Origin of the sequence: Bacillus sp. NTK034 (assembly GCF_017303275.1) — a bacterium.
In the GTDB taxonomy this organism is placed as follows: domain Bacteria; phylum Bacillota; class Bacilli; order Bacillales; family Cytobacillaceae; genus Cytobacillus.
Window position 1 is genome coordinate 84,172 of record NZ_JAFKOJ010000012.1, and the last position, 15,559, is coordinate 99,730.

Below are 15,559 nucleotides of genomic sequence, written 5' to 3' on the forward strand. Positions count from 1 at the left end.
TAATCGAGAGAATCGAATAATTCAATACTTTTTTTTATAAAAAAATCTCCCCAAAAAGCTTTTATTTCCATATTTTTTCATCTCTTAATATTAAAATAATGATTAATTTCCCGCTTCGAACAAAACCATTATATGGTAAACTGTAAACGATGACTACGTAAAGAGGAGGGCAGTGAAAATATTTTTTAATAATGGACAACTCTAAACCATTATTGAATATATTGATGAAAAAGGATGGATACGAACGATGACATTTCTTATTTACTTGGCAGCGTACCTGATAGGATCAATTCCTACAGCCTTATTGATCGGCAAATATGCCTTTGGGATCGACATCCGTGATCATGGCAGCAATAATCCTGGTGCGACTAATACACTAAGGGTACTTGGCAAAAAAGCAGCTATCGTAGTTCTGCTGGTGGATGTGGGCAAGGGAGCAGCTGCTGCAGCAATGCCTGTCATCCTGAACGCTGAGCCCGATCCGTTAATGGCCGGGATGGTTGCAGTAGCCGGCCACTGCTTCCCGATCTTTGCAGGATTCCGCGGAGGAAAAGCCATCGCAACCACAGCTGGAGTATTGCTTGCTGCAAATATTTGGATGTTTTTAATCGCCTACATTTCTTTTGTCGCAGTCATTTACGCAACGAAGTATGTATTTTTCGGCTCTTTATCGGTGGGGGCATCTTTACTGATCTATTCCTTATTTACCGAAGGCACTGAACATGAACTTATCTTTTCTATTTTCCTATTATTTTTGATTTTCCTTCACCGTTCGAACATTAATAACTTCATTGATAAAAATGAGCCTAAAATCAATGATAAGCGCTTGAAGGATGACCGCATCCCTCCAAGAGATCATAAAAAACGAGCATAATTGAAGCCCGAATGCTGAATCCGGGCTTTTTTATTATTTTTCACATGAAACCCGCTCATTAAGCAAATCCTTTGAATAAAAGTGCAGTCAAAGGAGCTTGCATATGTTCTTGATCTTAAAAATATTAAGTCTTTACTTAATCACAATCATGATTATGAGACTGATGGGCAAATCGACAATTATCCAGATGACTCCTTATGACCTTGTCGCCATCATTATTGTTGGCACAGTTGCCTCTGAGCCTCTCATTAGCACTGAATTCTGGCCGACATTAGCAGCATTGGCCATTCTTGTAGGCCTTCATATTCTCTTCTCTTATTTGACTTTAAACCAAATTGGCAACCGATTTTTTCTTGGGGAACCGACGATGCTGATTAAAAATGGGGAAATTTTAGAAGATAATCTGGAAAAATCTCACTTATCCATGACTCAGCTGCTGTCTATCTTAAGAAGCAAAGGCTATCCCAAAATTGCAGATGTGGATTACGCCATTCTTGAGCCTATCGGTGAAGTGAGCATCATACCTAAAGTGGCCAATACGCCCGTAACAGTCGAACATTTAAACATCTCCATACAGGATGAGGGTCTTCCTATTGCGGTTATTGTGGATGGCAGGATTCAGGCGCGTAATCTCGAGCTGCTGGGACAGACTAAAGATTGGCTTTTAGAGCAGCTGCGGCAAAACAATTTAAATGAGAAGGAGATAATGTACGCTTATGTAAATGAAAAGTCGAAAAAATTGAATATAAACAGACGCAGATAATTTTCTGGAATAGGTTTATGGTTTGAAGTTGAGGGTATATAACATTGGTTACATACGAGACAAATAAAGATAACTTAACTAGACATATCAATATCAGGGGGTAATGGTATGACAGAAGAAAGCCTGGTGCTTGAAACAAAAATTGATGGGTTTGATTTTAATTGGGACCTGGAAAAAGGTCTGTTTAATTTTGAAGGTGATGATGCGGTCCTATTTTGGATAAAATCCGCCATGAGAAGCTTCTTCGATACAATTGAAGAGATTTCAGGAAAAGAAACTTCCAGCCTTGTACTTGAGACCACCGGCTTCAGGCAGGGAATGGTGGTAGGAAAGTTCTTCAAAGATTTAAATCTTCCCATAGATGAAGTGGCTAATATCATACCCAGAATATATGCTTCTGCCGGCTGGGGAAAATTCATCATCACTGATTTAGATCCCGCTGCGAAAACCGCCAGGGTCAGAGCAATTGACAGCTGGGAATACAAGATTAACAAAGAACAAGAAAAAAATGAGTCTGGAACATTTCTGCCGGGACACTTTGCAGGAATATTTTCTGCTTTGTTCGGAACCAGCCTCTGGTATAAAAAATCGGCTGATCAATTGGCAGGGCATGATTACACCGAGCTTGATTATTTCCCCTCAACCGTTACTGTTGAGGAAAATATACACGCTTTGGCGAGGCGCGAAGAATCAAAAAAAATCACCGAGCTTGAAAAATTAGTGGAAGAACGGACGATTGAATTAAAGCAGCTTGTTAAAGAAATCTCTTCACCGGTTATCCCTGTCCTGGATGGAATCGTTGTTGTCCCTCTATTGGGAAGATACGATGAATTCCGCTCTGAAGAACTCGTGGATAAAACTCTCCACAGCCTGCCGAAGCACCAGGCAGATTGCCTAATCCTGGACTTAACCGGGCTGAATCAATCCATCAGTGCCTATACTGTGGAATTTTTAAGCAAATTGGCAGCAGCAGCTAACCTGATTGGCACCGAAACCATTTTGGTTGGCATTTCACCAGAACTTGGCACAAAGATTACAGAAACTAATTTCAATCTTTCTAAATTTAACTGCTTCACGAACCTGCAGCACGGCATTTATTATGCTTTGTCCAAAAAAGGCAGGAAAATCTTTTAATAACGGAAATAGCTGACTTCGCATTGGGCGGGAAGTCAGCTTTTTTTAGTTAAATGTGAAAAAAACGGACTGTAGCAGATTTATATGGGAATAAACAGGATATATGTGCAGATAAAAATTTTTATGTGCGCTTGGTTTTGTTTTATGTGCATATAATTTTATTTATGTGCGTACAGGCTATTTTAGTCTTTCTAATCTGTGATTATACCTTCTTAGGCGCGCCCCTATATTTCGCTTCACGCAGCTCGAGCGCGTAGGCTTCAAGATTCGGCATTCCCATTTCTTTGGCAATGCTGATTTCTTTTTCAATATCATAAGGGACACGGACGATCTCGATGGAAAACGGAGCAGGTTCTTTGGATTCGTATTCCCCATGCAAAACGGCATAGGTTGCCTGAGGAATATCCAGTGAATCCCCAACGCTTCCTGCATTGAATAGCGTCCTTTGCGGATGAACCGGTTCAATCAAAGCTGCATGAATATCCCCGTAACCAACAACATCCGGAATTAGTCCCTTCTCTCCGGCAATAATATTTTCTGTATTCTCAAACATAGCAAGCTTTTCTTCATAAGAATCCCGCATTGGCACAACCCGATGATAAATGCTTTTGGCGGAAGCATGGTAGAGCCTGCAATATTTGCCGCTCATATAAAAATCATGATGAAACGGCAGTGTTCCTAAATAGGCTAACGCCTCTTCCCCCAGCTGTTTCTGATGCCATTGACCTTCTTCAAAGTCCAGCGGCTTCTGCATGAAGTCATCCCAGTTTCCAAGTAGGACTACTTCACAGGTTTCTTTTATCCGTTCAACTGCTTTACGGGAGTTGGGCCCTTTTCCTATTAAATCACCCAGGCAAAAAATAATCTCTATACCTCGTTCGCGGATATTGTCCAGCACAGCCTCCAGAGCTGTGATATTTCCATGAATATCAGAAATTATGGCTACTTTCCCCATGTATGTCTCCTCCTTACTATCCTTAATTTATTTCTCCAAATCATCCAAGCATCCTCTAACAATTGGATAAAACAAAATTTGATTTTTCCCTGTACCGCCATTACATTAGAAATATGGTAAAATAACAGCATGCCAAAACCAACATTACATATAGAAGGAGTAGGATTTATGTCAAAAGTATTTGTATTTGGACACAAAAACCCAGACACTGACTCAATCTGTTCAGCACTTGCTTATGCAGAATTAAAAAACAAATTAGGCGTTGATGCAGAGCCAATCCGTCTGGGCCAGGTAAATGAGGAAACACAATATGCTTTAAATTATTTTAAAGCTGAAGCTCCCCGTCTTGTTGAGTCAGTATCCAAAGAAGCAAGCGAAGTGATTCTTGTGGACCACAACGAATTCCAGCAAAGCGCTGATGATATCAGAGATGTAAAAATCCTTGAGGTTATAGACCATCACCGCATAGCGAACTTTGAAACAAGCGATCCGCTATACTACCGCGCAGAGCCTGTTGGCTGCACAACAACTATTCTGAACAAATTGTACAAGGAAAACGGAGTAGAAATCAGCAAGGAAACAGCTGGCTTAATGCTTTCGGCCATCATTTCCGATTCTTTGCTGTTCAAATCTCCAACATGCACAGATCAGGACGTTGCAGCAGCACGCGAGCTTGCTGAAATCGCGGGAGTAAATGCTGAAGAGTATGGTCTGGAAATGCTTAAAGCAGGAGCAGACTTAAGCAAGAAGAGCGTGAAAGAGCTAATCTCCCTTGACGCAAAGGAATTCCAAATGGGAAGCTATAAAACAGAAATCGCTCAGGTTAATGCTGTGGACCTAAATGACGTATTAAGCCGACAGGAAGAATTGGAAGCTGTCATTACTGAAAACATCAAAAACAAAGAGCTTGATCTTTTTGTTTTTGTTTTAACTGACATCCTTAACAACGACTCAGTTGCCATCTCTCTTGGCAAAGAAGCTGCAGCAGTTGAAAAAGCTTATGATGTAACACTTGAAAACAGCAGTGCCGTATTAAAGGGCGTTGTTTCACGCAAAAAGCAAATCGTACCGCCTCTTACAAACGTATTGGCTGGCAAATAAGACAGAAGCAGTGCCGCACCTGGCACTGCTTTTTACTTATCCAATAAAGTTTCTGTCCCCTTAACAAGTTTTATCATTAGTTCCTTCACTGTTACTTCTTCAGCCAGCCTCACTCCCTGTCCGGCCCATAATGACATAAACTCCGGCTTCTCCATTTTGGCTGCCTGTTTTCGGATTGGAGCTGTCATATCATTCTGCAATGGATAAGGCAATGTCTGCAGACCATTCATCTCTTCCATGAACCTGTTGCGAATCCCTCTTGCAAGCTTTCCGGAAAATGCTTTCGTTACAGCTGTCTGATCTTCCCTTGCATTTAATAATGCCTGTTTGTACAGTGAGTGAGCCCCGCTTTCCCTGCATGTAAGAAAAGCTGTTCCCAGCTGGGCTCCTGCTGCGCCAAGCATTATAGCAGCCGCAATACCGCGGGAATCCATTATTCCCCCTGCAGCAGCTACAGGACAGCTGACCGCATCTGCCGCCTGTGGTATTAGAGCCATGGAACCGATAAGCCCGCTTTCTTCGCTGCCGAAAGTTCCACGGTGCCCCCCGGCTTCGACCCCCTGAGCAATAATCACATCTGCACCAGCCTCTTCCCATTCCACTGCTTCTTTTACATTGGTTGCGGTTCCAATAATAATCGTACCCTGTTTCTTTAATTCAGAAATAATGGAAGATTCAGGAATACCAAATGTAAAGCTGCAAACAGGCACCTGTTCCTCCATTAAAACATCAAGCTGTTTTCTGTATAAAGCAGCATAATCCTTTTCTGGCAGAGAAGGTTTTTCCTTCATGCCAAGCTCACTGCTGTATCTGGCAAGTACATCCACCATACTGCTGATTTCCTCTGCATCCGCCGAAGCCTCACGATCCGGAACAAAGAGATTAATGCCAAATGGCTTATCTGTCAGCTTCCGAATCCGTATTATATTACTCCTTATTTCATCTGAACTCATATAGCCTGCGCCCATATTTCCAAGTCCCCCGCAATTGGATACCTCGCTGATTAATTCCGGCGTTGTCATCCCTCCGGCCATGGGAGCCTGGAAAATAGGGTATTTTATATCCAGCATCGCTGTTATGGAATTCTGGTTCCAGCCCATTTAAAACATCCTTCCGCCTTTATTTCCCCGAAACAATAGCATCTACTATACTATCAGCAACAAAATGCCAGATCTTAGAATCCTCCTGATAGGAAGCAGTTAGTCTCCTGTACATGCTCATTTGTTTGTCCTTAAAGTCTTCCGCATTCTGTGCGGGGAGCTTACTTCTTCCATCATCAACCATTTCCTGAACCTGTTTGGCACGAGGTCCCCAAACAGCTTTTTCCTTCCCCTCTTTATCTATAAAAATATAAATGGGTATTGCTCTGGATGTTCCGTTAGTCAAATATTGATCCATCAGCTCAAGATTCTGATCCCTTAAAATAAAACGGACTTCCATCCCTGCTTCCTCTGCGATTTTCAGCAGAATCGGATTATTCAGCATCGCATCTCCGCACCAATCTTCAGTGAGTACAATCACTTTCATGCCAGTGTCCTTAAATTCTGCCAATCTTGCTTTCTCTTTATCTGATAAAGAGAAACGATCGTAAATGCCCATCATTTCATCTTTATTTACTTTCATTTCCCCTATGTAATCTTGCAGACTTAGTCCCTTCGCAAACCAATCCATTAATTTCATGCAACCCGCTCCTTTTTTCGATTCCTGTATAGTTTCTATTCTTTATCATCAGCTTTCATTCCTGCATTTGCTGTAACACTTTGTAAAACCAGATCTTTTCCTGGGAAATAGACCTTAAATTTGTCGAATATAGAAAAAGCTGATGGGGTCCCATCAGCTTCCTTTTATCTCTTTTTAATTTCTTCTTGCAATAATTTGTTAACAAGCGGCGGGTTGGCCTGTCCTTTTGTGGCTTTCATGATCTGGCCGACAAGGAAGCCGATCGCTTTTTGTTTTCCATTTTTGAAATCATCGATCGATTGCGGATTCGCATCAAGCGTTTCTCCGATAATCTTAAGAAGTGCACCTTCGTCCGAAATCTGAACCAGGCCTTTTTCTTTTACGATTGTTTCTGGATCCCCGCCATTTTCAACCAGTTCTTTGAAGACTGTTTTAGCAATTTTGGAAGAGATCGTACCGTTTTCAATCAGTTTAATCATGCCGGCAAGTCCCTCTGGTGTCAGAGCTATATCTGTCAGCTCTTTTTGTTCAGCATTCAAGTAAGCTGACAGTTCACCCATTACCCAGTTGGAAGCCTGTTTGGCGTCTGCTCCTTTATTGACAGCTGCTTCAAAGAAATCAGAAGTTTCCTTTGTGACTGTCAGGACAGCTGCATCATAAGCCGGCAGCCCAAGTTCTTCAATATAGCGGTTCTTTCTTTGGTCCGGAAGCTCAGGAATTTCAGCACGAATTCGCTGTTTCCACTCCTCATCAATATGGATATCAAGCAAATCAGGCTCAGGGAAATAACGATAATCATCAGAACCTTCTTTTACCCTCATTAGTATGGTTTTATTGGTTGCTTCATCATAGCGCAATGTTTCCTGCTGGATTGTACCGCCTGAACTTAAAACCTCTTCCTGTCTCTTCTCCTCGTACTCCAGCCCTTTGCGGACAAAGTTAAAGGAGTTCAGGTTCTTAAGCTCTGTCTTTGTGCCAAATTCCTCCTGGCCGACAGGACGAAGGGAGATATTCGCATCACAGCGAAGTGAACCCTCTTCCATTTTACAGTCAGAAACGCCAGTATACTGGATGATGGACTTCAGCTTCTCCAAATATGCGTATGCTTCATTTGGCGTGCGGATATCCGGCTCAGAAACAATCTCGATCAGCGGTGTACCTTGGCGGTTATAGTCTACAAGAGAATATCCTTTAGCATGAGACAGTTTTCCTGCATCTTCTTCAAGATGGATCCGCGTAATGCCGATTTTTTTCTTATAGCCGTCGACTTCGATCTCAATCCACCCATGCTCACCTATTGGCTTATCGAATTGTGAAATCTGGTAGGCTTTTGGGTTATCCGGGTAAAAATAATTCTTCCGATCAAACTTTGTAACAGGTGCGATTTCACAATTCAGTGCCATCGCAGCCTTCATTCCGAATTCAACTGCCTTTTTATTAATGACAGGAAGAACTCCAGGGTAGCCCAGGTCGACGACCGTTGTATTGGAGTTGGGCTCTGCCCCAAAATGGTTTGGGCTTGCCGAGAATATTTTTGAATCTGTTTTTAGCTCAACATGTACTTCAAGTCCGATAACCGTTTCGTATTTCATGAATTTCCCCCCTTACAGTCCCGGTTTTTGCTTATGGAATTCTGTAGCCTGCTCAAAAGCATGCGCTACGCGGTAAACAGTGCTTTCATCAAAATGCTTTCCGATAATCTGAAGGCCAAGCGGCAATCCATCCGCGAATCCGCAAGGTACGCTGATTCCAGGCACCCCGGCAAGGTTTACTGGAATAGTCAGAATATCATTTGCGTACATAGTGAGCGGATCAGACGTATTTTCTCCAATCTTAAAGGCAGGAGTTGGTGCTGTCGGTCCAATAATGACATCAAATTTTTCAAAAACATTTTCAAAGTCTTGTTTAATCAGTGTACGCACCTTTTGTGCCTTTTTATAGTAGGCATCATAATAGCCTGAACTTAAGGCGAATGTTCCGAGCATTATGCGGCGCTTCACTTCATCACCGAAGCCTTCTGCACGGGTCTTTTTGTATAAATCGATTAAATTCTCAGGATCTGCTGTTCTATAGCCATAGCGTACGCCATCAAAGCGCGCCAGGTTCGCCGATGCCTCAGAGGAGGACAGCAGATAATACGTTGCCAGTGCATATTTCGAATGCGGCAGGGAAACTTCCTCCCATGTTGCCCCAAGTTTTTCTAACACTTTCAGGGCGTCCAGTACTGACTGGCGCACCTCTTCATTTACACCTTCAGCCAAATACTCTTTCGGTACGGCAATTCTTAGCCCCTTTACATCCCCAGTCAAGCTTTCCGCGTAGCTTGGGACCTCAACATTTGCTGAAGTAGAGTCCATGGGATCCACACCTGAAATTGCCTGAAGCAGGTAGGCGTTATCTTCAACGGTCCGTGTAATTGGCCCGATTTGATCCAGAGATGAGGCAAACGCGATCAGTCCGAACCTTGAAACTCTTCCATATGTAGGCTTTAACCCAACTACTCCGCAATAAGAAGCAGGCTGTCTGATTGAGCCACCAGTGTCTGATCCAAGAGAAAATAAAACTTCACCGGCTGCAACAGAAGCAGCAGAACCGCCGGAAGATCCCCCGGGAACTCTTTCAAGATTCCATGGATTTCGGGTTACTTGAAAGCCTGAGTTTTCATTGGATGATCCCATTGCAAATTCATCCATATTCAGTTTACCGATTGTAATCGTTTCAGCATTATGTAATTTGGATGCAGCAGTAGCATCATAAATAGGATCAAAGTTTTCAAGAATTTTACTCGCACTGGTGGTGCGCAGCCCCTTCGTTACGATGTTATCCTTCACGCCGATTGGCATACCGAACAAAAGGCCTTTTGCCTCGTCTGTTCCAATTTTACCATCCATTCTTTTAGCTGCTTCACGAGCTCTTTCTTCATCAAACGTCAAGAAAGCCTGTACTTTATCTTCAACTTCACCGATTCGCTTGTACGATTCGCTGACAAGGTCGGTAACCGTGATTTCTTTCTTATGTAAAAGCTGATGAAGCTCCGATACCTTATGGTCAAATAAACTCACCATTTTCCCCTCCCTATTCAATAATAGACGGCACTTTTATATAGCCATCCTGATGTTCCGGCGCATTTTTCAGAACTTCTTCCTGTGGAAGCCCCTTATTCGCCTTATCTTCTCTCAATACATTCTTCATATCAAGAACATGGGATGTTGGTTCAACATGATCTGTATCAAGCTCATTCAGCAGCTCTGCAAATGAAATCATCTTGTCCAGCTGTTCGGTATAAGCAACAGCTTCTTCCTCAGTCATTGCAAGTCGCGCCAAGTGTGCAACATGCTTAACCTGATCTATTGAAATTCTCGACATTAATGCCACCTCCAAAAATTGAATACTGTCAATGCACAATTATTATGATCATACCAAACTTTCGCGCGTTAAAGCAATACGCGTACACCAGCTGGCATAGCAATCTTCTGCTTATTTTACCATGAGTTCAGCGAATTGTGTGTTTGCTTCTCTTTTTAGAGGATAAATGAAAAGCGACACCGAATAACTGGGGATGTAAATAAGGACAGGAGGTGCGATTATGGAATTTTTCCGATTTGATTTGGATGTCAGCAGGGAAATTGCCCAATTCAGCAGCCACAATGCCAGCATCACCCCGATTATCCGGAACAAAACAGCTACAGTTGGGTGTATCCACCTGAAAGATAATAGTGTTTTAGGCATGCATCCGGCAGCTTGTCCCCAGCTATTTCTCATCGTTGACGGGGAAGGATGGGTTAAAACTGCTGGCGGTAAACAAATTGCAGTCCAAAAAGGAACCGCTGTTTATTGGTCTGAAGGTGAGGATCATGAATCAGGCTCTTACCTTGGCATGACTGCAATTGTGGTTGAAGGTCCTGATTTGGATCCGCATCTGTACCTGAAGCCTTTGGAATAAGACAGCGGAACACCTGGCATCGGCCGGTATTTTTAAGATTTGGCCGGTAAATCCCGTATTTCGGCCGGTAATTTTTAAATTTGGCCCGTAAAATCTCCATTTCTGCCGTTAAAATGTAAACTGGGCCGGTATTGTGATGCTTTCCCTCTAAAAATAGAGCAGCGCTGCAGACGCTGCTCATTTTTGCTTGAATAGTTTGGCAAATAGGCCGCCCTTTTTTTCTTTTTTTGCTTCTGCTTTGACCGTTTTCCTCTCCACGAAAATTTCCGGTTTATCAATCGCATAGTCATAGGCTAGAACCAGCCCGATCTCTGAATTATGTTCTTTATTGGTGACGATTGTATATTCTACCTTATAGACAGAAGCCAATTTTATATATTTTGATAAATAGGAGTAACTCATATTGCCATTCAGATAAAGATGAGCTTTGCTGTTGGCTTTAAGTGCCTCTTCCACCTGCGGATAGATTCCATCTTCCCTCATCTGCGGCTGCTTCAAGGCAATGACCACCCTCTCTCGAAGCGATCCAAGAAACTTGCGGCGCTCATCAGGCTTGGTCTGTTTTTGTCCATGAATTCCCTGTTGAAGATAATCATCTATATTTTCAGCCAATAGTACACCCTCCATCCATATATGTCCTCAATGCTTTCATTGTATTCAGTATTACGCCCTATTTCAAATTTTGCCTATATATTATGTATGTTTTTGCAGCATGTACTGTGCTTGCTATCAAAGCAAAAAAATACCTCCCTTCAATGGAAGAGAGGTTCAAAATAGGAGAATATAATGGTAAAAAAATCAAGTTACATACGGGTAAAAATTAAGCTTCCTGCTTTTCAGTGAACTGTTCTTCCTCAGTGGATCCCTTTAAAGCAGTTGTCGAGGAAGTACCACCAGTAATAACCATGGAAACCTGGTCAAAATAGCCGGTGCCCACTTCACGCTGATGTCTTGTCGCGGTGTAGCCATGTGTTTCGCTGGCAAACTCGGCCTGCTGAAGTTCAGAGTACGCAGCCATTCCGCGGTCTTTATAGCCGCGAGCCAATTCAAACATGCTATGGTTTAGCGCATGGAATCCTGCCAAAGTAACAAACTGGAACTTGTAGCCCATTTTGCCGAGCTCAACCTGGAACTTTGCAATCGTTTCGTCATCGAGCTTTTTCTTCCAATTGAATGAAGGAGAGCAATTATACGCTAACAGCTTGCCAGGGAATTTCTCATGGATTGCTTCGGCAAAGCGTCTCGCTTCATCGAGATCCGGTTCAGATGTTTCACACCATACCAGGTCTGCATAAGGCGCATATGCCAATCCCCGAGCGATCGCTTGGTCGAGCCCAGCCTTTGTACGGAAGAAACCTTCAGGTGTACGTTCCCCGGTAATGAAAGGTGCATCATAAGGGTCCACATCGCTGGTAATTAAATCTGCAGCATTGGCATCAGTCCGTGCGACAATGACAGTCGGCACGCCCATTACGTCTGCTGCCAATCTCGCAGAAATTAAATTCTTAACAGCAGTCTGGGTTGGCAGCAAAACCTTTCCGCCAAGGTGACCGCATTTCTTCTCAGAAGATAGCTGGTCCTCAAAGTGTACTCCGCCGGCACCCGATTCAATCATGCCTTTCATAAGTTCAAATACATTAAGCTGGCCGCCGAATCCTGCTTCCGCATCTGCCACAATCGGCGCGAACCAGTCAATGGAATGATCCCCCTCCATATGATGAATCTGGTCAGCTCGCTGAAGGGCCTGATTAATTCTTTTTACAACACTCGGAACACTGTTGGCCGGATATAGGCTTTGGTCCGGATACATATTTCCGGACAGGTTTGCATCTGCAGCAACCTGCCAGCCGCTTAAGTATATGGCCTTCAGCCCAGCCTTAACCTGCTGGACAGCCTGGTTTCCTGTTAACGCCCCTAATGCATTGACGAAATCTTCTTCATTCACAAGCTTCCACAGCTTCTCTGCACCACGGCGCGCCAATGTATGTTCAATATCAATCGACCCTCTTAATTTAATAACTTCCTCAGCCGTATACGGTCTTTCGACTCCATTCCAGCGTTCATCCATTTCCCAGCTTTCCTGTAACTGACGCACTCTTTCATCTGCCATTTGATTAAATCCTCCTTTTAATTTAGAAAATCATCATTTGAGCAAAATCTCAGTTGTATTCCAGTTCTGTATCATAACAGATATAAAATCATTAACTGTTATGACATAAATCTAAGTTGTTATAAAACAATTAAATATCTATGTTTTGTATTATATAACAGCAAATTCGTAATGGGAACCCCTTTTTTAAAAAATTTTCAAAATTTACCGCTAATTCTCTAATCTACCCAATAAAACTGCTCTTGTTGCCAACTTAATTTTATAAATTCAGATGAATAGATATGTTGATATATGTGATATAACAGCAAATTAATGCGAAATAACGTATTTTTATACATTTATAACTTGATAGGTTTTTAGATTTTTTGTCCCTCAACCTTTATTATGTTATGATAATAAACGTCTTTCCAAAGTGGACCATTCCCCAAACTGATTTTTCCACAAACACAAAACTGTATGTTACTGTATAAAAGGAACTTTTTCCACGTATGTATTAATGGGGACACTAATAGAGTAGCGGAGGTGAACATATGGATTTCACTATGGCAACATGGCTTTGGCTTCTTATTCCTATGCCATTATTGATCATACTATCAGGCATCTCATATTTTGCTGAAAGGAGAGGATAAATAAGTATGGATATAAATATACCAACGTTAATTGCCATTATTGTTTATCTGGTCGGCATGCTGCTGATTGGCGTGCTTGCAGCCAGAATGACTAAAGATTTATCTGATTATGTTTTAGGCGGACGAGGGCTTGGAGCTGGGGTTGCAGCCTTAAGTGCCGGAGCTTCTGATATGAGCGGATGGTTAATGCTGGGATTGCCTGGAGCTGTTTACTTAGGCGGTATGGGTGAAATATGGCTTCCTATCGGTCTGGCAGTCGGTGCCTATCTGAATTGGCAGTTTGTTGCTAAGCCACTGCGTGTCTACACAGAAGTAGCAAACGATTCAATTACAGTTCCCGGGTATTTTGAAAACCGGTTCCATGATACTTCTAAATTGCTAAGGGTAGTTTCTGCAATCGTCATATTAGTCTTTTTCACTTTCTATACTTCTTCCAGCCTAGTCGGCGGTGCCATTCTATTAGAAAATTCATTCGGGATGGATTATACACTCGCGCTTTGGGTAGGAGCTGCTGTTATTTTGTCATACACATTATTTGGCGGCTTCCTGGCAGCCAGCTGGACAGACTTTATTCAAGGTATTTTAATGTTCTTAGCCTTGATTATCATCCCGATTACAGCGATTCAGGAGCTTGGCGGATGGAATGAAACATTAAATCAGATCAGCACAATCGATCCAACACATTTGGATGTTGCTTCAGGAGCCACTTTTGTTGGCGTTGTTTCCCTGCTGGCATGGGGGCTTGGCTACTTTGGGCAGCCGCATATCCTTGTTCGCTTTATGGGATTAAAATCAACAAACGACGTCCCAAAAGCCCGCTTGATCGGTATGACGTGGATGGTTCTATCGTTATTTGGAGCTCTGTTTGTAGGTTTTGCCGGTATCGCATATTTTGCGGATACACCTCTTGCCAATTCTGAAACAGTATTTATCATGTTTTCTCAAGTACTATTCAATCCATGGGTAGCTGGATTCTTATTAGCAGCCATTCTCTCAGCAATCATGAGCACAGTTGACTCTCAATTGCTCGTTTCTTCAAGTGCACTGGCACAGGATTTCTATAAATCCATCTTCAGAAGAAATGCTTCCAAAAAGGAAGAAATGATTGTTGGCAGAATTGCTGTACTGGGCATTGCCATTATTGCCATCTTCTTAGGGTATAACCCCGAAAGCAAGGTATTGGAACTTGTCAGTTATGCTTGGGCCGGATTTGGTGCAGCCTTTGGGCCAGTTATCATTCTGAGCCTGTTCTGGAAACGCATGACACGAAATGGCGCCCTTGCCGGTATTATTATTGGTGCTGTAACAGTAATTGTTTGGGCACAGCTTACCGGCGGACTGTTTGATTTGTATGAATTAGCGCCTGGCTTCCTATTTGCAGGTCTAGCGATCATCATCGTCAGCCTTATGGATAAGGCTCCTTCAAAAGAAGTTCAGGAGCAGTACAATCAATATAAGTCTGTCCTTAAAAATTAATTGCAGAAACCCTCTTCCTATGTGGAGAGGGTTTTTTGTATGTAAACCCGTTTCTCAAAAAAGTTACAGCCTTCAGCTGGCAATCATTATTTTGCGTTGCCTGCTTAATTACAAAGCAGACAATCATTAAATTACTTCTGCTCCAAGCGTCTTTGCAAAATGCCTTAAGGCCCACTCATGGCCGTCCTGGTCAAATGATGCAACAGCATCTTTATGAATCACTATTTTAAACCCTTTATTATAAGCATCGACTGCCGTATGTAGTACACAGATATCCGTACATACACCGACCAGGTGCACTTCCTCTACACCGCGTTCCCTTAGTTTTATCTCGAGATCGGTTCCTGCAAATGCGGAATATCTTGTTTTGTCCATGAAATACACATTTTTAGCTTCCTTGTTTGTTTCATAAATCTGCTGCAGTAAACCGTAAAGATTTCTTCCTTCCGTGTTCCTGATATTATGCGGCGGGAATAAATTCGTTTCTGGGTGATGGATGTCTCCTTCATCATGAACATCAATAGCAAAAACAGTGAAATGCCCATTTGCGATAAACTCTTGTGTGAGCTCTGAGATTTTCTTTTCCAGCAGCTGTCCAGGCTTACCGCATGTCAGAGCACCGTCCTCAGCTACAAAGTCATTTGTGTAATCGATATTAATCAAGGCTTTGTTTGGCATTTTACATCACTCCAATCTAAAATCTATTTTCATCATATACTTCAAAGTGCTGAATATCCAATAAAAAAGGAACAGCAACCAAGTTGCTGTTCCCGACTCCAATCGGAGATTTATTAATACATTTCAGAAGTAGTCTTTGCCTGCATGTGCAGAAGAATGTAATCAGGCCCGCCTGCTTTGGAGTCTGTTCCTGACATGTTGAATCCGCCGAATGGC

The 15,559-nt window shown here is 42.5% G+C and carries 16 protein-coding genes; 6 read left to right on the forward strand and 10 right to left on the reverse strand.

Features of this window, described 5'->3' with window-relative positions:
- Nucleotides 1-247: 247 nt before the first annotated feature.
- The 3 genes from plsY (at nt 248) to JI665_RS25185 (ending at nt 2,771) form a co-directional block, all read left to right on the forward strand.
- Nucleotides 248-874: a glycerol-3-phosphate 1-O-acyltransferase PlsY gene (gene plsY / locus JI665_RS25175; protein WP_206845400.1), complete on the forward strand. Its 627-nt coding sequence runs from the start codon at nt 248-250 to the stop codon at nt 872-874.
- Between the two features lie 103 nt (nt 875-977).
- Nucleotides 978-1,637 (forward strand): DUF421 domain-containing protein, encoded by a 660-nt coding sequence (locus JI665_RS25180; RefSeq protein WP_206845402.1) that lies wholly within the window; start codon nt 978-980, stop codon nt 1,635-1,637.
- 108 nt (nt 1,638-1,745) lie between these two features.
- Nucleotides 1,746-2,771: an STAS domain-containing protein gene (locus tag JI665_RS25185; RefSeq protein ID WP_206845403.1), complete on the forward strand. Its 1,026-nt coding sequence runs from the start codon at nt 1,746-1,748 to the stop codon at nt 2,769-2,771.
- Nucleotides 2,772-2,973: 202 nt separating this feature from the next.
- On the opposite strand, the gene JI665_RS25190 is transcribed toward JI665_RS25185, so the two are convergent.
- On the reverse strand, nt 2,974-3,726 hold the full coding sequence (locus tag JI665_RS25190; protein WP_206845404.1) for a metallophosphoesterase family protein: 753 nt from the start codon (nt 3,724-3,726) through the stop codon (nt 2,974-2,976).
- A gap of 168 nt (nt 3,727-3,894) precedes the next feature.
- On the opposite strand from JI665_RS25190, the gene JI665_RS25195 reads away from it, so the two are divergent.
- Nucleotides 3,895-4,827, forward strand: a complete 933-nt coding sequence (locus tag JI665_RS25195; RefSeq protein WP_206845405.1) for a manganese-dependent inorganic pyrophosphatase — start codon at nt 3,895-3,897, stop codon at nt 4,825-4,827.
- A 32-nt stretch (nt 4,828-4,859) separates the two neighbouring features.
- On the opposite strand, the gene JI665_RS25200 is transcribed toward JI665_RS25195, so the two are convergent.
- From JI665_RS25200 to gatC, 5 genes are all read right to left on the reverse strand, one after another.
- Nucleotides 4,860-5,927 (reverse strand): NAD(P)H-dependent flavin oxidoreductase, encoded by a 1,068-nt coding sequence (locus tag JI665_RS25200; protein ID WP_206845406.1) that lies wholly within the window; start codon nt 5,925-5,927, stop codon nt 4,860-4,862.
- 19 nt (nt 5,928-5,946) lie between these two features.
- Nucleotides 5,947-6,507 carry a thioredoxin family protein gene (locus JI665_RS25205; RefSeq protein WP_206845407.1) on the reverse strand — a complete coding sequence of 187 codons (561 nt, stop codon included), beginning with the start codon at nt 6,505-6,507 and terminating at the stop codon, nt 5,947-5,949.
- 164 nt (nt 6,508-6,671) lie between these two features.
- Nucleotides 6,672-8,099: an Asp-tRNA(Asn)/Glu-tRNA(Gln) amidotransferase subunit GatB gene (gatB, locus tag JI665_RS25210; protein ID WP_206845409.1), complete on the reverse strand. Its 1,428-nt coding sequence runs from the start codon at nt 8,097-8,099 to the stop codon at nt 6,672-6,674.
- Between the two features lie 12 nt (nt 8,100-8,111).
- Nucleotides 8,112-9,569, reverse strand: coding sequence for an Asp-tRNA(Asn)/Glu-tRNA(Gln) amidotransferase subunit GatA (gene gatA, locus JI665_RS25215; RefSeq protein ID WP_206845425.1), 1,458 nt, complete (start codon nt 9,567-9,569; stop codon nt 8,112-8,114).
- A 13-nt stretch (nt 9,570-9,582) separates the two neighbouring features.
- The gene (gatC, locus tag JI665_RS25220; protein ID WP_009335962.1) at nt 9,583-9,873 is read right to left on the reverse strand and encodes an Asp-tRNA(Asn)/Glu-tRNA(Gln) amidotransferase subunit GatC; all 291 of its coding nucleotides are present in this window, start codon (nt 9,871-9,873) and stop codon (nt 9,583-9,585) included.
- A 220-nt stretch (nt 9,874-10,093) separates the two neighbouring features.
- On the opposite strand from gatC, the gene JI665_RS25225 reads away from it, so the two are divergent.
- Nucleotides 10,094-10,450 (forward strand): cupin, encoded by a 357-nt coding sequence (locus JI665_RS25225; protein ID WP_206845410.1) that lies wholly within the window; start codon nt 10,094-10,096, stop codon nt 10,448-10,450.
- Nucleotides 10,451-10,627: 177 nt separating this feature from the next.
- Here JI665_RS25225 and JI665_RS25230 read toward each other — a convergent pair whose 3' ends face one another.
- Nucleotides 10,628-11,062: a YueI family protein gene (locus JI665_RS25230; protein WP_206845412.1), complete on the reverse strand. Its 435-nt coding sequence runs from the start codon at nt 11,060-11,062 to the stop codon at nt 10,628-10,630.
- Nucleotides 11,063-11,270: 208 nt separating this feature from the next.
- Complete coding sequence (aceA, locus tag JI665_RS25235; protein WP_206845417.1) at nt 11,271-12,560, reverse strand: isocitrate lyase; 1,290 nt, start codon at nt 12,558-12,560, stop codon at nt 11,271-11,273.
- A gap of 635 nt (nt 12,561-13,195) precedes the next feature.
- On the opposite strand from aceA, the gene putP reads away from it, so the two are divergent.
- Entirely contained in the window at nt 13,196-14,665 is a 1,470-nt protein-coding gene (gene putP / locus JI665_RS25240; RefSeq protein WP_211202710.1) for a sodium/proline symporter PutP, read from the forward strand.
- A gap of 126 nt (nt 14,666-14,791) precedes the next feature.
- Here the strand turns inward: putP and JI665_RS25245 are convergent, their stop codons facing one another.
- Entirely contained in the window at nt 14,792-15,343 is a 552-nt protein-coding gene (locus JI665_RS25245) for a cysteine hydrolase family protein (RefSeq protein ID WP_206845418.1), read from the reverse strand.
- Between the two features lie 113 nt (nt 15,344-15,456).
- The coding region (locus JI665_RS28755; protein ID WP_236566339.1) for a hypothetical protein at nt 15,457-15,559 on the reverse strand (103 nt) is incomplete at its 5' end.